Annotated in this window: 18 protein-coding genes; 11 read left to right on the top strand and 7 right to left on the bottom strand. The window is 64.1% G+C overall.

What is annotated here, in order from left to right:
• Positions 1-105 precede the first annotated feature (105 nt).
• The 3 genes from hemA to VSX77_RS15155 all read left to right on the top strand — a co-directional run bounded on the left by hemA (position 106) and on the right by VSX77_RS15155 (position 2,758).
• Positions 106-1,326, top strand: coding sequence for a 5-aminolevulinate synthase (gene hemA, locus VSX77_RS15165; RefSeq protein ID WP_338425440.1), 1,221 nt, complete (start codon positions 106-108; stop codon positions 1,324-1,326).
• The gene (locus tag VSX77_RS15160; protein ID WP_338425439.1) at positions 1,323-2,012 is read left to right on the top strand and encodes a nitroreductase; all 690 of its coding nucleotides are present in this window, start codon (positions 1,323-1,325) and stop codon (positions 2,010-2,012) included. Before hemA ends, VSX77_RS15160 begins: the two co-directional genes overlap by 4 nt.
• Before the next feature lie 86 nt (positions 2,013-2,098).
• Positions 2,099-2,758 carry a cytochrome b gene (locus VSX77_RS15155; RefSeq protein WP_338425438.1) on the top strand — a complete coding sequence of 220 codons (660 nt, stop codon included), beginning with the start codon at positions 2,099-2,101 and terminating at the stop codon, positions 2,756-2,758.
• 100 nt (positions 2,759-2,858) lie between these two features.
• Here the strand turns inward: VSX77_RS15155 and VSX77_RS15150 are convergent, their stop codons facing one another.
• On the bottom strand, positions 2,859-3,293 hold the full coding sequence (locus VSX77_RS15150) for a hypothetical protein (protein ID WP_338425437.1): 435 nt from the start codon (positions 3,291-3,293) through the stop codon (positions 2,859-2,861).
• Positions 3,294-3,339: 46 nt separating this feature from the next.
• Positions 3,340-4,329, bottom strand: coding sequence for a threonine ammonia-lyase (locus VSX77_RS15145; RefSeq protein WP_338425436.1), 990 nt, complete (start codon positions 4,327-4,329; stop codon positions 3,340-3,342).
• Positions 4,330-4,393: 64 nt separating this feature from the next.
• Here VSX77_RS15145 and VSX77_RS15140 point away from each other — a divergent pair, with 64 nt between their 5' ends.
• From VSX77_RS15140 to VSX77_RS15125, 4 genes are all read left to right on the top strand, one after another.
• On the top strand, positions 4,394-5,602 hold the full coding sequence (locus VSX77_RS15140; RefSeq protein WP_338425435.1) for a saccharopine dehydrogenase family protein: 1,209 nt from the start codon (positions 4,394-4,396) through the stop codon (positions 5,600-5,602).
• 133 nt (positions 5,603-5,735) lie between these two features.
• Entirely contained in the window at positions 5,736-6,830 is a 1,095-nt protein-coding gene (locus tag VSX77_RS15135) for an alpha/beta fold hydrolase (RefSeq protein WP_338425434.1), read from the top strand.
• Positions 6,827-7,177, top strand: coding sequence for a DMT family protein (locus VSX77_RS15130; RefSeq protein WP_338425433.1), 351 nt, complete (start codon positions 6,827-6,829; stop codon positions 7,175-7,177). Before VSX77_RS15135 ends, VSX77_RS15130 begins: the two co-directional genes overlap by 4 nt.
• Positions 7,178-7,195: 18 nt before the next feature.
• Complete coding sequence (locus tag VSX77_RS15125) at positions 7,196-8,368, top strand: carboxynorspermidine decarboxylase (protein WP_338425432.1); 1,173 nt, start codon at positions 7,196-7,198, stop codon at positions 8,366-8,368.
• 139 nt (positions 8,369-8,507) lie between these two features.
• On the opposite strand, the gene VSX77_RS15120 is transcribed toward VSX77_RS15125, so the two are convergent.
• Positions 8,508-10,160, bottom strand: a complete 1,653-nt coding sequence (locus VSX77_RS15120; protein ID WP_338425431.1) for an FAD-dependent oxidoreductase — start codon at positions 10,158-10,160, stop codon at positions 8,508-8,510.
• A 242-nt stretch (positions 10,161-10,402) separates the two neighbouring features.
• Here VSX77_RS15120 and VSX77_RS15115 point away from each other — a divergent pair, with 242 nt between their 5' ends.
• From VSX77_RS15115 to VSX77_RS15100, 4 genes are all read left to right on the top strand, one after another.
• Positions 10,403-11,596 (top strand): type III PLP-dependent enzyme, encoded by a 1,194-nt coding sequence (locus VSX77_RS15115; protein WP_338425430.1) that lies wholly within the window; start codon positions 10,403-10,405, stop codon positions 11,594-11,596.
• Between the two features lie 88 nt (positions 11,597-11,684).
• Positions 11,685-13,010 carry an MFS transporter gene (locus tag VSX77_RS15110; RefSeq protein WP_338425429.1) on the top strand — a complete coding sequence of 442 codons (1,326 nt, stop codon included), beginning with the start codon at positions 11,685-11,687 and terminating at the stop codon, positions 13,008-13,010.
• A 112-nt stretch (positions 13,011-13,122) separates the two neighbouring features.
• Positions 13,123-13,554 (top strand): MAPEG family protein, encoded by a 432-nt coding sequence (locus VSX77_RS15105; RefSeq protein ID WP_338425428.1) that lies wholly within the window; start codon positions 13,123-13,125, stop codon positions 13,552-13,554.
• A 10-nt stretch (positions 13,555-13,564) separates the two neighbouring features.
• Positions 13,565-13,999 (top strand): MAPEG family protein, encoded by a 435-nt coding sequence (locus tag VSX77_RS15100; RefSeq protein ID WP_338425427.1) that lies wholly within the window; start codon positions 13,565-13,567, stop codon positions 13,997-13,999.
• On the opposite strand, the gene VSX77_RS15095 is transcribed toward VSX77_RS15100, so the two are convergent.
• The 4 genes from VSX77_RS15095 to ilvD form a co-directional block, all read right to left on the bottom strand.
• On the bottom strand, positions 14,000-15,199 hold the full coding sequence (locus tag VSX77_RS15095) for a class I SAM-dependent RNA methyltransferase (RefSeq protein WP_338425426.1): 1,200 nt from the start codon (positions 15,197-15,199) through the stop codon (positions 14,000-14,002). It lies immediately after the preceding gene.
• Positions 15,200-15,205: 6 nt separating this feature from the next.
• The gene (locus VSX77_RS15090) at positions 15,206-16,594 is read right to left on the bottom strand and encodes an NAD(P)H-hydrate dehydratase (protein WP_338425425.1); all 1,389 of its coding nucleotides are present in this window, start codon (positions 16,592-16,594) and stop codon (positions 15,206-15,208) included.
• A 111-nt stretch (positions 16,595-16,705) separates the two neighbouring features.
• The gene (locus VSX77_RS15085; protein WP_338425424.1) at positions 16,706-17,071 is read right to left on the bottom strand and encodes a hypothetical protein; all 366 of its coding nucleotides are present in this window, start codon (positions 17,069-17,071) and stop codon (positions 16,706-16,708) included.
• Complete coding sequence (gene ilvD / locus VSX77_RS15080; RefSeq protein ID WP_338425423.1) at positions 17,068-18,927, bottom strand: dihydroxy-acid dehydratase; 1,860 nt, start codon at positions 18,925-18,927, stop codon at positions 17,068-17,070. Before ilvD ends, VSX77_RS15085 begins: the two co-directional genes overlap by 4 nt.
• Positions 18,928-18,957: the final 30 nt, after the last annotated feature.

The raw sequence follows: 18,957 nt of genomic DNA, 5'->3' as shown, positions 1-18,957 counted from the left end.
TCGCACTGGCCTTTGGCGCTTTCCGGCGTTATTGGCCCGCATGTTAACAGCCGCCGGGGGAGCGGCGTCCAGAGCTTGACTGGCACCTGACTGCGGGGCTGAAACGTGAATTACAACGACATTTTCGCTCGCGCGATCGACCGGCTTCACGAAGAAGGGCGCTACCGCGTCTTCATCGACATTTTGCGCAACAAAGGCGCCTTTCCCAACGCGCGCTGCTTTGCCGGGCACAATGGGCCGAAGCCGATCACCGTGTGGTGCTCGAACGACTATCTGGCGATGGGCCAGCACCCCAAGGTCGTCGAGGCGATGGAAGCGGCGCTGCACGATGTCGGCGCGGGATCGGGCGGCACACGCAACATCGGCGGCAACACCCATTATCACATCGACCTCGAGGCTGAGCTCGCCGACCTGCACGGCAAGGAGGGCGCGCTGCTCTTCACATCGGGCTATATCTCGAATGAAGCGACGCTCGGCACGCTCGGCAAGCTGCTACCCAATTGCATCATCTATTCAGACGAATTGAACCACGCATCGATGATCGCGGGAATCCGCAATTCGGGCTGCGAAAAGCGTGTGTGGCGCCACAACGACCTGGCCCATCTCGAAGAATTGATGGCCGCCGACAATCCCGAAGCGGCCAAGCTGATCGCGTTCGAGAGCGTCTATTCGATGGACGGCGACGTCGCCCCGATCCACGCGATCTGCGACCTGGCCGAAAAATATAACGCACTCACCTATTGCGACGAAGTGCACGCCGTCGGCATGTACGGCCCGCGCGGCGGCGGCATCACCGACCGCGACGAGGCCGCGCACCGCGTGACCATCATCGAAGGTACGCTGGGCAAGGCGTTCGGCGTGATGGGCGGCTATATCGCCGCCGACAAGAATATCGTCGATGTGATCCGCAGTTATGCGCCCGGTTTCATCTTCACGACCAGCCTGTCGCCGGTGCTCGTCGCCGGCGTGCTGGCGAGCGTGCGGCACCTCAAATCCTCGAGTGTCGAGCGCGAGGCGCAGCAGGCGGCCGCCGCCTATCTCAAACAATGTTTCCGCGACGCTGGACTGCCGGTGATGGATTCGACGACGCACATCGTCCCGCTGATGGTCGGCGATCCGGTGCGCGCGAAGAAGATCAGCGACATATTGCTCGCCGAATATGGCGTCTATGTGCAGCCGATCAATTTCCCGACCGTGCCGCGCGGCACCGAACGCCTGCGCTTCACCCCCGGCCCCGCGCATAACGAAGCGATGATGCGCGATCTGACCAGCGCGCTCGTCGAAATATGGGACCGGCTCGAACTTCAGCTTCAGAAGGCGGCGTGACGGACGCGCCCGGATTTGACGAGGTCGTCGTCGGACGCCGCTCGATCCGCGGCTTTCTCGACAAGCCTGTTCCGAAAGAGCTAATCGCTGAAATCATCGCGGTGGCGATGCGCGCGCCATCGTCGTTCAACAATCAGTGCTGGAATTTCTCGGTCGTGACCGGCACGCCGCTCGACGCGATACGCCGAGGCAACACCGAAGGCATCCTTGCGGGCACGCCCGACAGCCGCGAGTTTCGCCGGTTCGACAAGGTGCCCGACGAACATCGCGGCCGACAGGTCGAGATCGCCAAGCAGCTCTTCGGCGCGATGGGCATCGAACGCGACGACAAGGATGCGCGGCAGGATTGGGTGCTGCGCGGTTTCCGCCAGTTCGACGCGCCGGTCAGCATCGTCGTCACCTACGACCGCGTGCTGCTGGGCAGCGACATCGCGCCCTTCGATTGCGGGGCCGTGACCAACGCGCTGGTCAACGCCGCCTGGTCGCGCGGGCTCGGCTGCGTGATCAACAGCCAAGGGATCATGCAAAGCCCCGTGGTGCGCGAACATGCGCGCATCCCCGACGATCAGGTCATCATGATCTGCGTCGCGATGGGCTGGCCCGACGCCGATTTTCCGGCCAACGCCGTGGTTTCGAAGCGCAAGAGCATTGAAGAGGCGGTGCGTTTCATAGGGTTCGACGATTGATCGACGACCCTCGTTGACGCTGGGGGCAATCCTGGCGGCCGCTAATCTTCGCAAGGGCGCCCGCCCTTTCGGTACGAGGATGTCTTATGGCTGTTCAACGCTATAGCTATACCGCGATCACACTACACTGGCTGATCGCCCTGCTCCTCGCCTTTCAGATCGCGCTCGGCTGGGCGCTCGAGGGCGATAACAGTCCGGAGCTGTTTCAGCGGTTCCAGCTCCACAAGTCGATCGGCATCACGATCCTGTTGCTCAGCCTCGTCCGTCTTGCCGCGCGCTTCGCCATGCAGCGCCCGCCCGCGTCCGACGGCCCCGCGTGGGCGCGTGCGCTCGCAGCTGTCGTTCACGGCCTTTTCTATGTGGTGATGATCCTTGGCCCGATTACTGGCTGGCTGCTCGTTTCGACGGCGAAGGTGCCGTCGCCGACATCGCTGTTCGGGCTTGTGCCTTGGCCGCATCTTCCCGTTGGCCGCAGCTGGCACGAGCCTGCCGAAGCGATCCACGAGGCGACGGCGTGGTTGGCGATCGGGCTGTTCGTCCTGCACGTCGCGGGCGCGCTCCGCCACCAATGGCTGCTCGGCAAACCCGACCTTCAGCGCATGATCCCGTCCGCGCGCGGCAAGGCCGTGGGGGTCACCATGATCGCGCTGGCTTTGATCGGCGCGGCCTTTGTTGCGGGGTCCGCCGTCTACCCCGACAGCAAGCTGATGGTTTCCGGGGAACAGGACGTTCGCGAGTCAGAGTAAGCGTTTCAGTCGCTTCGCCGCGACGCCGATAAAGACCGGCGGAGCGGCAGAAAATCAACTCGTTGCTTAACCGCCACGCGCCACGACATTGTCGTCGGACTTAATCCCGACAATAACCCTCGCCGGGCTTGACCATCAGGCATTCGGTCTTGCCCGCGAGATATTTGAGCCCGGTTTCGTCGCCGCTGGCGCGATGCAGGCTGAGTGCTTCACCGCCGCGCGTGAACTGGATCCCATGTTCGCTGTCCGCGCCTTCATAAGTCCCCTTAGTGTCGAGGTCGGACTGCATTTCAAGCTTATACTTGCCGGGCTCGGCGGGGGTAATCGTGACATACATGCCCTCGACCCCGGTCCACTTGCCTGCCCAGCTTGCAAAGCGGTGGGATGCCGCGGCATCGGCTTCCTCTGCGGGCACCGTTTCGACCGGCACCGTTTCGGTCGTAGTCGTTTCGGCAGGCGCCGGTGCCTCGGCCTTTTCGCAGCCAGCAAGCAGCATCGCTGCGGCCGCCGCCGCGATGGTCAGACTCTTGTGCATCGTATCTCTCCTTTGCCACGCCAACGCCCGGTGAGCGCGAAGTTTCCTATTCACTGATGATTTCGGCGAATTTCAGTGGATCGACATTGCCGCCCGACAGGGTGACGAGCGTCGCGTCGGTCGGCGTCACCTTGCCCGCCAGTACCGCCGCAAGCGCCGCCGCGCCGCCGGGTTCGATGACAAGATGCAGCTTCTCGAACGCCAGTCGCACCGCATCGCGCACTTCGCTGCGCGTCACGACGACCCCGCGCACGCCGCGCGCCTGCAATACCGCAAAATTGATTGGCCGCGTCTCGGGCGTCTGGAGCGCGTCGCATTCGGTGGGGAAAGCCAGATCCTCGACGCTCAGGATTTCGCCGGCGGCGAGGCTGCGCGTCACATCGTCCCAGCCTTCGGGCTCGACCGCGATCAGCTCGGCCTCGGGGCAGGCGAGCGCGAGGCCCGCCGACAGGCCCCCGCCGCCGCAACAGGTGACGATCCGGTCGGGGCCATCGATGCCGCGCGCGCGCAGCTGCGCCGCCGCCTCGATCCCCGCGCTCCCCTGCCCTTCGATGATCCACGGATCGCCATAGGCATGGACGAGCGTGCCGCCGCGCTCGGAGAGCAGCTTTGCGGCAACCGTATCGCGCGATTCGGTGACGCGATCATAGAGTACAACCTCGGCGCCGAGGCTTCGCGTCGCCGCAAGCTTCATCGCCGGCGCGTTACTTGGCATGACGATCGTGGCGCGAATGCCCAGCCGCTTCGCCGCCCAGGCGACGCCCTGCGCATGGTTGCCGCTCGATACGCCGACGACGCCCGCTGCGGCCTGCTCGGCGGTGAGGTCGGTCAGCCGGTGCCAGCCACCGCGGATTTTGAACGAGCCAATCGGCTGAAGCGATTCGGCCTTGCACCAGATGGTGCGGCCATCGACCTCGAGCGGCAGCAGCGGCGTCTGCGGAAGCAAGGCAGCGACTTTGGCTGCCGCGCGTTCGACTCCCGCCAGCGTAGGCGCACGGTTCGGATCGATCAGGGCTTCGGGGCTTTGCTGTGTCATGGCTTCGTCCTATAGGGCCGGGCATACAAGACAAGGCGGCAAAGTCCGCGACAGGAGATTTTCGATGAGCAAGGTTCTGGTGATCGGCGCAGGCGGCGTCGGTTCGGTCGCGGTGCACAAGATGGCGATGAACCCCGACATCTTTCCCGACATCACGCTGGCCAGCCGCCGCAAGTTCAAATGCGACGCGATCGCCGAGTCGGTCAAAGAGCGCACCGGCGTGACGATCAAAACCGCCGAAGTCGATGCCGACCATATCGAAGCGACCGCCGCACTGATCCGCCAGATTGGCGCAACGCATGTCGTGAACCTCGCGCTCCCCTATCAGGATCTGACGATCATGGAGGCGTGCTTGTCGACTGGCGCGCATTATATGGACACGGCCAACTACGAACCGCGCGATGAGGCGAAGTTCGAATATCATTGGCAGTGGGCGTATCACGACCGCTTCAAGGACGCAGGACTGATGGCGCTGCTCGGCTCGGGTTTCGACCCCGGGGTGACGAGCGTCTTCACCACCTGGCTCAGGAAGCATCATTTCGACCGGATCGACACGCTCGACATTCTCGACTGCAACGGCGGCGATCACGGCCAGCATTTCGCGACCAACTTCAACCCCGAAATCAACATCCGCGAAGTGACCGCGGTCGCGCGTCACTGGGAAAATGGTGCCTGGGTCGAAACCCCGCCGATGTCGGTGAAGCAGCAGTTCGACTTCGAAGCCGTGGGCCCGAAAAATATGTACCTCATGTATCATGAGGAGATCGAAAGCCTGAAAACGCATCTGCCCGAGATCAAGCGCATCCGCTTCTGGATGACCTTTGGCGACGCCTATATCCAGCACCTCACCGTGCTGCAGAATGTCGGCATGACGCGGATCGACCCGGTGATGTACGAGGGCAAGGAGATCATCCCGCTGCAATTCCTGAAAGCCGTGCTCCCCGAACCGTCGAGCCTCGGTGAGACGACGAAGGGCAAGACCAACATCGGCGTCATCGCGACCGGCCTTGGCAAGGACGGCAAGGATAAGACGCTCTACCTCTACAATATCTGCGACCATGAGGACGCCTTTGCCGAAACGGGCAACCAGGCGGTCAGCTATACCACCGGCGTGCCCGCGATGATCGGGGCGGCGATGATGGTGACGGGTACGTGGAGCGGCGCGGGCGTGTTCAACATGGAACAGATGGACCCCGATCCCTTCATGGACATGTTGATGAAGCATGGTCTGCCGTGGCAGATGAAGGAACTGGGTGGGCCGCTCGACTTTTAGGTCTCGCGCCAACTTCTATTCCGTTCGTGCTGAGCTTGTCGAAGCACCGTTCTTCCCTTTAGCCAAAGAAGAGCGACCCTTCGACAAGCTCAGGGCGAACGGTTTTTATTGGTCAGCAAGCGAAGGACGCAGCATGAAATTCTCCCTCCCAGTTCTAGCGGCGCTGTCCCTCGCCACACCCGCCGCCGCCCAGAACGACGACGCCTACGCTCCGGCGCGCGCAATCGTCGCCGACATTGGCAGGATCGTTACGCCGAACGGCGTGCAGGAAACGTTCGAGGTCACGCTCGGCGGCGCGCGGCAGGTCGTGAACGTCCGCGGATCGGACCGCGACAATCCGATCCTCATCTTTGTCCACGGCGGCCCCGGCGCGGTCGAGATGCCCTTCGCCTGGGCGTTCCAGCGGCCGTGGGAGGATGTCTTCACCGTCGTCCAGTACGACCAGCGCGGCGCGGGGCGCTCCTACCCGCTGAACGATCCCGAAACGCTCGCCCCGACGATGACGCCGGAACGCTACCGCGACGACGCCATCGAACTGATCGAATTGCTGACCAAACGGTATGGCAAGCGCAAGGTCGTGCTGATGGGACATAGCTGGGGTTCGATCGTCGGCCTGTCGGTCGCGGTAAAGCGCCCCGACCTGCTCCACGCCTATGTCGGCGTCGGGCAGCAGATCGATTTCCGCGATGGCGAAAAGGTCGGCATGGCGTGGACGCGCGCCAAGGCGCTGGCTGCGGGCAACGACGAAGCCGTGAAGGCGATCGACGCGCTCGCACCCTATCCGGAATCGGGTCCGTTCACTATCGAACAGGCGGACGGTTGGCGCAAATATGCGATGCCCTATGGGTCGTTGATGTATAACAAGCCCGACCTGAAATATTATTTTCAAACCGCCCGCCTGTCACCCGAATATAGCGAAGCCGACCGGCAGGCGTGGGGGAAAGGCAGCGCCTTTTCCGTAACGACGCTCTGGCCGCGCCTTGCCGATGTCAGCTATTCGGATGTCACAAAAATGCAGGTACCGATCGTTTTTCTGCTTGGGCGTCATGATTATACGGTGCCCTCTGTCCCGGCCGCCGATTGGCTGGCCAAACTGCGTGCACCCTCCAAAAAGCTCGTGTGGTTCGAACATTCGGCGCATATGCCGATGGTCGAGGAGCCGGGGCATTTTTTCGCCGCACTGCTTCGTGACGTGCTGCCTTTGACGGGAACGAAAGCGACGAAATGACCGCCTATCTCGCGCCGATCGGACTTCTCATCCTCTCGAACATCTTCATGACGTTCGCCTGGTACGGGCATCTCGGCGACATGTCGCGGCCGCTGTGGCTCGCAGTGCTGATCGCGTGGGGTATCGCCTTTTTCGAATATTGCCTTGCGGTTCCGGCGAACCGCATCGGCTATGGCGTCTACAGCGCCGCCGAACTCAAGACCTTGCAGGAAGTCATCACGCTGGTCATATTCGCCGGGTTCGCGGTCTTCTGGCTCGGTGAGAGGCTGACCGTGAACCATCTCGTCGGCTTCGGACTGATTGCGGCGGGGGCGTTTTTCATTTTCAAAGGCCCGATTGCGGCCTGACAGAAAGCCAATTGCGACATGGAAACCCGTGCCGGCGACCCCGGAGCCTTTGCCCGCTTCGACCTGAGCCGCGTCCCCTCGCCCGCCTTCGTCGTCGATGCGGCGAAGGTTCGCGCCAATCTGGCGCTGCTGCGCCACATCGGTGACGCGTCGGGGGCGCGGGTGCTTGCGGCGCTCAAGGCCTTTTCGATGTGGTCGCTCGGCCCCACGGTGGCCGAATATCTCGACGGCGTCTGCGCGTCGGGGCTTTACGAGGCCAAGCTCGGCCGCGCCGAATATGGGGGCGAAGTCGCGACCTATTGCGCGGGCTACAAGGAAGCCGACCTGCCCGAAATCGCGGCGCTATCCGATCACCTGATCTTCAACTCGCCCGGTCAGATCGCGCGCTTCCGTCCGCTACTTGATGATCTCCGCGCAAAGGGCGAAAGCTTCGACGTCGGCCTGCGCATCAACCCGATGCATAGCGAGGGTGAGGTCGCGAAATACGACCCCGCTGCGCCGTGCAGCCGCCTGGGCTTTCCGATCACGCAATTGCTCCCCGAACATATGGAGGGCGTCGACGGCATCCATATGCATAGCCTGTGCGAACAGGATCTTCCGCCGCTCGCGCGCACGTGGGAAGCCGTCCATCCGATGCTTCGGCCGTTTTTCGGGCAGCTCAAATGGATCAATTTCGGCGGCGGCCATCATGTGACGCGCGCCGATTATCAGGTCGACGACCTGATCGCCTTTCTGAAACAAGTGCGCGCCGCGACCGATTGCGACGTGATGATCGAACCCGGCGAAGCGATCGCGCTCGACGCAGGCATCCTTGTTGGCGAAGTGCTCGACCTGTTCAGCAACGGCATGAACATCGGCATTACCGACATCTCCGCGACCTGCCACATGCCCGACGTGATCGAGGCGCCTTACCGCCCCGCGATGCTCGGCGAAGGCAGCGACGGCGCGATGACCCGGCTCGGCGGCCCGTCATGCCTCGCGGGCGACGTCATCGGCGACTATCGCCTGCCCGGTGGCGCGCGCGTCGGCCAGCGCTTCGCCTTCCTCGATCAGGCGCATTATTCGATGGTGAAGACCAACACGTTCAATGGCGTGCCGCTACCGTCGATCTGGCTGTGGGACAGCGAAAGTGACGATCTGAAGCTGATCCGCGAGTTTGGGTATGCGGATTTCAAGACGCGGTTAAGTTGAGCCGATCTTCCCTGTGGCGAAGCCATGGGGGGGGGGACGGCTCGCACAACAAGTGGTAGAGGGGTCGCAACGCTGACGCTATGGCCCATCCGTCAGCCCTGCGGGCTGCCACCTCCCCATCGCTACGCGACAGGGAGGATTATTGCGACCTGATCTCCGCCAGCGCCTGATGGATGTCGCTCACCACCACCGATCCTTCGCCCACCGATGAAGCCACGCGTTTCACCGATCCCTTGCGCACGTCGCCGATCGCATAGATGCGCGGCCAGCTTGTTTCATAGCGGCTCGGCATCCGGTCAAGCGACCAGCCGGCCTTCACCAGCTCCATCGGCGCGATCTCGGCGCCGGTTTTAACAAAGCCGCGCTCGTCGCACACCATTTCCGTGGGTAGCCAGCCAGTGTTCGGATTTGCACCGAGGAAGAGAAACAGGAAGCCGCAATCGCAATGCCCTTCCTCGCCGGTTTCGCGGCAGCGATAGGTCAGCCCGGCAAGCCGGTCCTCGCCGTGCAACGCGACAACGTCGGTCGACGGGATGATCTCGATATTCGGATGCTCTTCCAGCCGCTTGACCAGATATTCGGACATGGTTTCGCGCAGGTTCTTGCGGCGGAAAATGACATGAACCTTCTTCGCTGTGCTCGCGAGATAGATCGCCCCCTGCCCCGCCGAATTGCCCGATCCGACGATAGTGACCTCGGCATTGCCGCACAGCTGCGCCTCCATCGGCGTCGCGCCATAATAGATGCCGCGCCCTTCATAGGCCTCGATCCCCTCGATCGGCAGCCGCTGATATTGCGCGCCCGACGCGACGACGACCGCGCGACTGCGCAGTCTGCGGCCGTCGGCAAGGTGGAGGCAATAAGCCTCTCCGTCGCGCGCGATCGATGCCGCGCGTACCGGGGCGGCGATCCGTGCGCCGAATTTCTGTGCCTGCACCGTCGCTCGGCGGGCGAGTTCGTTGCCTGAAATACCGGTCGGAAAGCCCAGATAATTCTCGATCTTCGACGATGTGCCGGCCTGTCCGCCGGGCGCATGGGCGTCGAGCGCGATGACCGTGAGACCTTCGGATGCGGCATAAACCGCCGCGGCGAGCCCGCCGGGACCGCTGCCGACAACGAGGACATCGGCGGTCGCGCCGTCGGGGAGCAGGTCGAGCCCCAGCGCCGCGGCCAGCTGTTCGGGGGTCGGCTGGACAAGCATATCCGACGCGCCGAGAATCACGACGGGAAGCTGATCTTCGGTGATGCCCCGCTCGGCGAGCAGATGCGCAGAAACGGGTCCGTCCGCCGGATCGAACCAGCGATGCGCGACGCCATGCTTCGCGAGCAGGTCGCGCAGCGCATAGACGCTGCGGTCCAGCGCCGCGCCGATCACGATCGTTGCCGCAAAGCCGCGCTGGTTACCGAATTCACGCCGCGCCGACAGCACGCGCACGAAAATGTCCGAATAATGCGAATTGCCCGCGATCAGCCGCTGAAAATCGGCGTGAGCGATCCGCAATATCTCGCCATCGGCACCCATTTCGAGGCGCGACAGGTGACGCTGGCCGGTCAGCACCGACAAATCGCCCGCAAACTGCCCGCGCTCCATCCAGCCGACGCGCTTTGGCCCATCGTCGGTCGATGCAAAGATGTCGGTGTGGCCCGACAGCGTGACAATGCAGTCGGGCGCCATCGTCCCCTCGGCAACCAGCAGATCGCCCGCCGTGTGCGACTCGATGGTGCCGAACGCGCAAAGCTCGTCGAGCTCGGTATCGGAGAAAGTGTGATTGACGTCGGCGCGGGAGACCATGGGGCGCGTCCTTTCAGGATCTTTGGCGATATCTTCTAACGCCGCCGCCGACGTCTGTCTCGCACCGACGCACGGTTGCCCCACTTCGTCTCCGACGGTTGACCCATGGTTACAAAATTGCGCCAAAGGGTCTTTACAGGGGGGACCCCCCTCAATATATCGCCCTCCGCTGCCCCAGGGGGACTTCCAATAACCGCAAGGCAGCCTTGGATGTTTAACGTTATTTTTGGGGGTCCCTTGAGTTGCACCAGCATCATAGCGCCCACGGGCTGATTCAGGCACTTTCGCCGGTCGAACCTGTTACGCTTGTCCGCCCGCATGCCGCGCGGCGCGCAGCGCGTTTCTTCATCGAGCGATTTCCCGGCACCACCATGTATGCGGTCAAGGCGAATCCGTCGCCTGACCTGCTGCGCGTGCTGTGGGATTCGGGTGTGACGCATTACGACGTCGCCTCGATCGCCGAGGTGCGGCTTGTTGCGCGCACGCTTCCCGAAGCCACGCTGTGCTTCATGCATCCGGTGAAGGCCGAGGAAGCGATTTCCGAAGCCTATTGGAAGCATGGCGTGCGCACCTTCTCGCTCGACACGCTCGACGAGCTGGAAAAGATCGTCCGCGCGACCGAAGGTGCGCAGGATCTGAACCTGCTCGTTCGCCTTCGTGTTTCGTCGGACCATTCGAAACTCAGCCTCGCCGCCAAGTTCGGCGCCGAGCCGGAGGATGTCGCCGAACTGCTGATGGCGACGCGACAGGCGGCAGACGCGCTCGGCATCTGCTTCCACGTCGGCAGCCAGGCGATGACCCCGCACGCCTATGCGCAGGCAATGGAACGCGTCCGCGCGGCGATCGTTGCAGCGTCGGTCACGGTCGACATCATCGATGTCGGGGGCGGCTTTCCGTCTTCCTATCCGGGTATGGAGCCGCCGCCGCTCGATGCCTATTTCGACACGATCCATCGCAGCTTCGAAAGCCTGCCGATCAGCTATTCGGCGGAGCTTTGGTGCGAACCCGGCCGTGCGCTGTCGGCCGAGTACAGCTCGCTGATCGTCCGCGTCGAAAAGCGCCGCGGCGAGGAGCTGTATATCAACGACGGTGCTTACGGCGCCCTGTTCGACGCCGCGCATGTCGGCTGGCGCTTCCCCGTTTCGCTGCAACGCGATGCGGAAAGCGGCGCTGAACTGCTGCCGTTCAGCTTCTATGGCCCGACGTGCGACGACCTCGACCATATGGCGGGCCCCTTCTTTCTGCCCGCCGACATCAAGGCCGGCGATTTCATCGAGATCGGGATGCTCGGCGCCTATGGCTGCGCGATGCGGACGAAGTTCAACGGCTTCGGCGCCGACGAGACGCATGTCGTCAGCGACGAACCGATGACCAGCCTCTATACCGGCGAAGTCGAACAGGAGCGCCGCAGCGCAACGGTGACCAAGCTGTTTTGATCGCATTCGAACGGGAAAAAGAAAGGGCCGGCGCCGCAAAGCGATCGGCCCTTTCGCTTTTAGTTCAAGGCGCTAGATTGCGCCGCTTATGTCCCCCTTCCACCATCTCCTCGCCAACAACCTGGTCGCGAACATCACCAATTTTACGGTGTGGTTTGCGCTGACCTTCTGGACCTTCCTCGAAACCCAGTCGGTGTTCGCAACGGGGATGATCGCGGGCATCTACCTGGTCCTGACGGCGATGCTCGGCATCTGGTTCGGCAGTCTCGTCGATCATCATGGCAAACGGACGATGATGCTGGTTTCCAGCCTGGCGTCGGTTGCACTCTATGCGGTCGTGCTCGGTGGCTATGCGCTCGATCCGGATATTCGCGCTGCTAAGATCACGAGCGTCGCCTTCTGGCTCTTCATCCTGCTCACGATGCTGGGAGTGATCGTCGGCAACATCCGCATGATCGCGCTGCCCACACTCGTGACGCTGCTGGTGCCGGAGGATCGGCGCGACAAGGCAAACGGGCTAGTCGGCATGGTCAGCGGTATCGGCTTTCTCACGACCTCGGCGATCAGCGGGTTTCTCGTCGCATGGGGCGGGATGGTCGCGACGCTCGGTTTTGCAATCATCCTGTCACTGGCAGCCGCAATCGATCTGTTTTTCGTCGGCGTCGACGAACCGCGCCAAGCTGGCGATCAGGACGCCCCGCGGCGCATCGATCTCGCCGGGACGCTTCGCGTCGTGCTTGCCATCCCCGGCCTGTTCGCGCTGATCCTGTTCTCCGCGTTCAACAACCTGCTCGGCGGCGTTTTCATGGCGCTGATGGACGCCTATGGCCTGTCATTGATGAAGGTCCAGGAATGGGGGCTGCTGTGGGCCATTATTTCGTGCGCTTTCATCCTCAGCGGGATGGTGATCGCGCGGACGGGGCTGGGCGCCAACCCGGTTCGTACGTTGCTGATGGTGAATCTTGCGGCGTGGACGGTCGCAGTGTTCTTCACAATTCAATCGTCGATCCTGCTGCTGGCTGCCGGCTGCTTTCTCTGGATGTTCCTTGGCCCCTATGCGGAGGCCGCCGAACAAACGACGCTGCAAAAGGTCGTGCCCTTCGATCGGCAGGGGCGCGTGTTCGGCTTTGCGCAGTCTGTCGAACAGGCGGCATCGCCGCTCACCGCCTTCCTGATCGCACCGCTTACCCAGTTCGTCTTCGTGCCGCTGATGACCGATGGCGCCGGGGCGGCAATGATCGGCGACTGGTATGGGCGCGGCCCCGAACGCGGCATCGCGATCGTCTTTTCGATCGCGGGGTTGCTCGGCGTGGTCGCGACGCTCGCGGCGTTCCGATCCAAATCCTATCGTCAGATCTCGGCGGCTTATTCCAACGGCGCGGACGGCGGTGGGCCCGCAACTGCAACCGCCTGAACTGCGGCAAAGCCCCGTCCACCCGCCCCGAATTGCCGCGGACGAAGGATTGAATTGCATAATGCAGCGCGCTGCTTAGCATCGCCGCACAATCTAGATGGAGGGGGAAACCATGTCCGATAATCTGCTTGCACCCGGGGCCGTGCTGGCCCTCTGGACGATCATCATGCTTGGCTGGGTCGCCGCGACGCGTTTCTCGGCGATGGCCAAGGCCGGCGTCGACATCAAAACGGCACCGCCGGGTGGACGCGGCGCCGATCTGGAAAACGTCCTGCCGCCTGAAACCAACTGGAAATCGCATAATTACACGCATTTGTGCGAACAGCCGACGATCTTTTACGCAGTGCTCGTCTTCCTGCATCTATCGGGTGGCGACACCGACCTGACGCGCGGTCTCGCCTGGGCTTATGTCGTGCTGCGCATCGTCCACAGCCTGTGGCAATCGACGGTCAACCGTATCCCGGTGCGCTTTGCCATTTTCTCGCTCGCGACATTCTGCCTTTTCGCGCTGTCGATTCTCGCCGTCATCGCCACTTTGGGTTGAAGGGAATAATATGGATACGAACGCAATTTTGGGCCCGGTCGCCGCGCTCGCGCTGTGGTCAATGGTCATGTGGGTGTGGATGTATGCAACGCGGCTGCCCGCCATGCGCCGCGCCAAGATCGATACCGCCAATCTCGTCGGCGGGACGGGGCAGAATCTGGAAAATATCCTGCCGCCGCCGGTGCAGTGGAAGGCGCATAACTATAATCATCTGATGGAGCAGCCGACGCTATTCTACGCGGTCTCAATCGCGCTGGCGGTCGGCGGCATGGGGGGCGGGCTGAACGCGCAGATCGCCTGGGCTTATGTTGCGCTGCGCATCGTCCACAGCCTGATCCAGGTAACGGTGAACCGCGTGATGTGGCGCTTCCTGGTATTCGTGCTCGCGAGCATCGCGCTGCTCGCGCTCTGCATCCACGCCTTCATGGCCTTTGTGCTAAACTGATCAGCGGCTGAACCGCGCGGCCAGTTCCACATGGGTCGACCAACGGAACTGGCCGACGGGCTGTACCCAATCGAGCGCGTAACCACCCTCGACGAGCATTTTTGCATCGCGCGCGAAGCTTGCTGGATTGCAGCTTACATAGGCTATCACGGGCGCCGTTGACGCTGCCAGCTGCTTCACCTGCTCCTCGGCGCCTGCACGCGGCGGGTCGAGGATGATCGCGGCGAAACGATTGAGCTCGGCGGGCACCAGTGGGCGGCGGAACAGGTCGCGATGCTCGGTCGCAACGAGCGCGCGGGCGCGGTTGGCGGCGCCCGCCAGCGCCGCGATGGCGTCGCGCGCGCCCTCGGCAGCATAGACTTTGCGCCCTGCCTGCACCGATAGCGCAAAGGTGCCGACCCCTGCGAACAGATCGGCCACCGCGGGCGCATCGCCGATGGCCCGGACGACGGAATCGACGAGTGCCGCCTGCCCCGCCGCCGTCGGCTGCAGAAAGGCGAAGGGCGGTACTTCCACCGCAATGTCGCCAAAGCGCATCGTCGGCGGATCGGGCTGCCACAGAATCTCCAGCCCGTCGCCCTGATCGATGGCGAAGCGCGCGAGATTGTTGGCGCCCGCGAAATCCTGCAGCGCCATGGCGGCATCCAGCCCCTCGGCCTTCACGCCCTCCAATATCAGTTCGACGCCCTGGTCGAGCAGTTGCAGCTTGACCTTCACCGGTCGTCGCGGCTGCGCGATCATCACCAGCAAGTCGCGCACCGGCGCCACGAGCGCAAACAGCGCGGGGGCGAGCAGCGGGCAAATCCGCATGTCGACGATCTGGTTGCTCTGCGCTGCATTGAACCCGATTGCCACCTGCTTGCCGGTCCGAAGCGCGGTCAGCGCCGCGCGGCGGCGGCTCTGTGGCGGCGAGAGCAGCGCGGGCAGAACTTCGCCACAGGGCACCGCCTGCCCCTCTAGCCCGCCGACAACGCGGTCGCGGACGAAATCGGCGAGTGCCGGTTCGGCGACATGCTGCAATTGGCAGCCACCGCATTTGCCGAAATGGCGACACGGCGGATCGGCACGGTTCGGGCCGGGAATGATGATGCCGTCATCGCGCACACGGTCGCCCGGCACCCCGCCCGCCACGTGTCGGCCGTCGCCCGTCACACCATCGCCGCGCGCGGCAATGCGCTCGATCAGCGCGGCATCAGACATAAGGGCTCAATTCCTGACCAGATCGTCGGCGACAAGGCCGGGGCCTATACGCGCCGCCTGCGCGATATGCCAGCCCACTGCGGCAACCGCGGCGTCAAAGGCGTCGCCACCGCGCGCCAGCATCGCGCCGCACGCACCCGCGAGCACATCGCCCGTCCCCGCCGTCGCGAGCCACGGGCTTCCGGGCCACGCTGCTACAACGCGGCCGTCGGGCGCGGCGATGATTGTGTCGGCACCCTTGTAGACGACAACCGCCTGCGTCCGCGCGGCGGCGGCTTTGGCGCGTTCGATCTTGCTGCCGCAAGTTTGCGGAAAGGCGCGCGCGAATTCACCTTCGTGCGGAGTCAGGATCGCCCCCCGCGGTGTTTCGGACAATCGAGGCAGAGCAGCGTCGATCGCAGCGGCGTCCAGCACCAGCGGCTTGCCCGAATCGAGCGCCGCTTCGACGTCGAACAGTAATTCCTCGCCCGCCGGAAAGCCCGGTCCGATCACGACCGCGCCGACGCGCGGGTCGTCCAGCCGCTCGCCGAATTTCTCGTCCCCTTCGACGATGATGGCCGATAGCGGCGCCGATTCGCTGCCGTCGAGCACGACATAGCCGGCCCCGGCGCGTAGCGCGGCGGCAGCGGCCAGCCCGGCGGCGCCGCGCATCGGCCCGGCAAAGACGAGCACCATGCCGCGGCTGAACTTGTGCGCGGTCGCGGCGGGCCTTTGTGAACGGCTCCGGGGAAGTGTGCGCATCATCCGGTCGGCCGCAATCCCGATCGGCGCTAGCTGCACGCGCCCGCATGACGGTGCCGTCGGAAGCAGCACATGCGCTGGTTTCAGCGCGCCGAGCGCCAACGTGACATCGGCCGTTAGCGGAGGCGTCCAGCTCGCCGCACCATCGCTGTCGACTCCGCTCGGCACGTCGACGGCGAGAACGCGGCCGTTCAGGCGTTGCAGCGCGGTCGCCAGATCGTCGGCAATCGGCCGCGTCAGGCCGACGCCGAACAGTGCATCGACGATCAGCGGTGCAGACACCAACGCCGCGTCGATCGTTTCGACTCGTCCGGTCCACGCGCCCCGCGCAGCCCGCGCAAGGTCGGTCGTCGGATCGGCCAGCGCCGCAACGCGCACCGCTGCGCCGCGCTCCGCCAGCCGGCGCGCCGCGACATAGCCGTCGCCGCCGTTGTTGCCGGGACCGCACAGGATCAGGATCGGCGCACCCGCAGCCATGCGCCACGCGGTATCGGCCACCGCTGCGCCCGCGCGCTCCATCAGGTCGCTGAGCGGCGTGCCGGACGCGACGCATTCGGTCTCGGCGGCGCGCATTGCGTCGGCGGTCAGGATGGGGGCGTCGGCGGGAACGGACATGATGCTGACGTAGCGCGTTTCGACGCCGGTGAGAACCAAGCAGGCCGTTATACGGTTCGGTATCGGAATACCGTCGCCCCCGCGAAGGCGGGGGCCGCTGGAGGCGCAGCGCAAGGCCGACTGCGGTCCCCGCCTTCGCGGGGACGACGGCTATTCAGTCGCGCCGCCGGTGTTCGCCGGAAGGCGGTACCGGTCGCCGCCGATCGCGACTTCGATCAGCTTGTCGCCAATGATCGTCACTGTCGCGGGCTCGGCACCGTCGGCCGAGATGACGCCGCGGCCGTCGGTCGTGATCTGCAAGCGCCGGTATCCGACGTCGCTGCGCCCAACGACCAGAACGGCGCCATCCGCGCCGCTCATTTCCTCGACGGTGCAGTTGCGCGCAAAGGCATTCGCGCCTTCGAGCGCGCATTCGATCCGCTCCTTGCCCGCGTCAGCCGCCTCGTCGCCCGGCGAGCCGCCGCAAGCGGTCAGCAACATCAATGGAACCAGCACCGCGCCGCGTTTGCGAATCATCCTTTGCCCTTCAACTGCGACAGGTCGCGCACCGCGCCGCGCGCCGCGCTCGTCGTCATCGCGGCATAGGCCTGAAGTGCTACCGAAACCTTGCGCGGCCGCGGCTTTGCGGGTTGCCAGGCGGCCTCGCCCTTCGCCTCCATCGCGGCGCGGCGTTCGGCGAGCACGCTCTCGGCCACCGCGAGCGTGATCGTACGCGAAGGAATGTCGATGTTGATGAGGTCGCCATTTTCGACCAGTCCGATCGTTCCGCCCTCGGCCGCCTCGGGCGAGACATGGCCGATCGACAGGCCCGACGTGCCGCCCGAAAAGCGCCCGTCGGTGATCAGCGCGCAGGCGGCGCCCAGTCCTTTCGATTTCAGATAGCTCGTCGGATAGAGCATTTCCTGCATCCCCGGCCCGCCCTTCGGTCCTTCGTAGCGGATGACGACGACGTCGCCCGCCTCGACCTGCCCAGTCAATATGCCCGCAACCGCGGCGTCCTGGCTCTCGAACACCTTGGCCGGGCCGCTGAATTTCAGGATGCTTTCATCGACACCCGCGGTCTTCACAATACAGCCGTCGAGCGCGATATTGCCGCTCAGCACCGCCAGCCCGCCGTCCTTGCTGAACGCATGGTCGGCCGAGCGGATCACGCCGGCCTCGCGATCGAGATCGAGGCTGTCCCAGCGCCGGTCCTGGCTGAACGCCGTCTGCGTCGGCACGCCGCCCGGCGCGGCCATGAAGAATTTCTGCACCTCGGGATCGTTCGTCCGCGAAATGTCCCATTTGTTGAGCGCGTCGCCCATCGTCGCGCTGTGTACCGTCGGCAGGTGCGCGTGGAGCAGTCCGGCGCGATCGAGTTCGCCGAGGATCGCCATGATGCCGCCGGCGCGGTGAACATCCTCCATATGGACGTCGCTTTTCGCCGGGGCGACTTTCGACAGGCACGGTACGCGGCGCGACAGCCGGTCGATGTCGGTCATGGTGAAATCGACCCCGGCTTCAAAGGCGGCTGCGAGCAGATGCAGCACCGTGTTGGTCGATCCGCCCATCGCAATGTCGAGGCTCATCGCATTTTCGAACGCCTCGAATGTCGCGATATTGCGCGGCAGGACGCTGTCGTCGCCTTCCTCATAATGGCGGCGACACATCTCGACAACGATCCGCCCCGCGCGCAGAAACAGCTCCTTGCGGTCGGCGTGCGTCGCGAGCGTCGAGCCATTGCCCGGCAGCGACAGCCCCAATGCTTCGGTCAGGCAGTTCATCGAATTGGCGGTGAACATCCCCGAACAGCTGCCGCAGGTTGGGCACGCCGCCTGCTCGATCGCGAGCACCTCTTCGTCGCTATATTTCTCGTCGGCCGCGGCAACCATCGCATCGACCAGATCGAGCGCGACCTCCTTGCCTTTCAGCACGACCTTGCCCGCCTCCATCGGCCCGCCCGACACGAACACCACCGGAATGTTGATGCGCAGCGCCGCCATCAGCATCCCTGGCGTGATCTTGTCGCAGTTGGAGATGCACACCATCGCGTCGGCGCAGTGCGCATTGACCATATATTCGACCGAGTCCGCGATCAGGTCGCGGCTGGGCAGGCTATAGAGCATTCCGTCGTGCCCCATCGCGATGCCGTCATCGACTGCGATGGTGTTGAATTCCTTGGCAACGCCGCCCACCGCCTCGATCTCGCGCGCAACCATCTGGCCCAGATCCTTCAAATGGACGTGCCCGGGGACGAACTGGGTGAAGCTGTTGACCACCGCAATGATCGGCTTGCCGAAATCGCTGTCCTTCATTCCCGTTGCGCGCCACAGGCCGCGGGCGCCGGCCATGTTGCGGCCGTGGGTCGTGGTGCGCGAACGATAAGAAGGCATTTAACTCAATCCTGATAATTTTGTTTCGCA

Source organism: Sphingopyxis sp. TUF1, from assembly GCF_036687315.1.
In the GTDB taxonomy this organism is placed as follows: Bacteria; Pseudomonadota; Alphaproteobacteria; order Sphingomonadales; family Sphingomonadaceae; genus Sphingopyxis; species Sphingopyxis kveilinensis.
This window is presented reverse-complemented; position numbering and strand designations above follow the sequence as displayed.

What these genes read in the sequence shown, in the direction of transcription:
- VSX77_RS15150 (WP_338425437.1), bottom strand. Translation starts at nt 3,293, where the DNA reads ATGCACAAGAGTCTGACCATCGCGGCGGCGGCCGCAGCGATGCTGCTT.
- VSX77_RS15145 (WP_338425436.1), bottom strand. Translation starts at nt 4,329, where the DNA reads ATGACACAGCAAAGCCCCGAAGCCCTGATCGATCCGAACCGTGCGCCT.
- VSX77_RS15135 (WP_338425434.1), top strand. Translation starts at nt 5,736, where the DNA reads ATGAAATTCTCCCTCCCAGTTCTAGCGGCGCTGTCCCTCGCCACACCC.
- VSX77_RS15100 (WP_338425427.1), top strand. Translation starts at nt 13,565, where the DNA reads ATGGATACGAACGCAATTTTGGGCCCGGTCGCCGCGCTCGCGCTGTGG.
- VSX77_RS15110 (WP_338425429.1), top strand. Translation starts at nt 11,685, where the DNA reads ATGTCCCCCTTCCACCATCTCCTCGCCAACAACCTGGTCGCGAACATC.
- VSX77_RS15095 (WP_338425426.1), bottom strand. Translation starts at nt 15,199, where the DNA reads ATGTCTGATGCCGCGCTGATCGAGCGCATTGCCGCGCGCGGCGATGGT.
- VSX77_RS15125 (WP_338425432.1), top strand. Translation starts at nt 7,196, where the DNA reads ATGGAAACCCGTGCCGGCGACCCCGGAGCCTTTGCCCGCTTCGACCTG.
- ilvD (WP_338425423.1), bottom strand. Translation starts at nt 18,927, where the DNA reads ATGCCTTCTTATCGTTCGCGCACCACGACCCACGGCCGCAACATGGCC.
- VSX77_RS15130 (WP_338425433.1), top strand. Translation starts at nt 6,827, where the DNA reads ATGACCGCCTATCTCGCGCCGATCGGACTTCTCATCCTCTCGAACATC.
- VSX77_RS15085 (WP_338425424.1), bottom strand. Translation starts at nt 17,071, where the DNA reads ATGATTCGCAAACGCGGCGCGGTGCTGGTTCCATTGATGTTGCTGACC.
- VSX77_RS15120 (WP_338425431.1), bottom strand. Translation starts at nt 10,160, where the DNA reads ATGGTCTCCCGCGCCGACGTCAATCACACTTTCTCCGATACCGAGCTC.
- VSX77_RS15140 (WP_338425435.1), top strand. Translation starts at nt 4,394, where the DNA reads ATGAGCAAGGTTCTGGTGATCGGCGCAGGCGGCGTCGGTTCGGTCGCG.
- VSX77_RS15105 (WP_338425428.1), top strand. Translation starts at nt 13,123, where the DNA reads ATGTCCGATAATCTGCTTGCACCCGGGGCCGTGCTGGCCCTCTGGACG.
- VSX77_RS15155 (WP_338425438.1), top strand. Translation starts at nt 2,099, where the DNA reads ATGGCTGTTCAACGCTATAGCTATACCGCGATCACACTACACTGGCTG.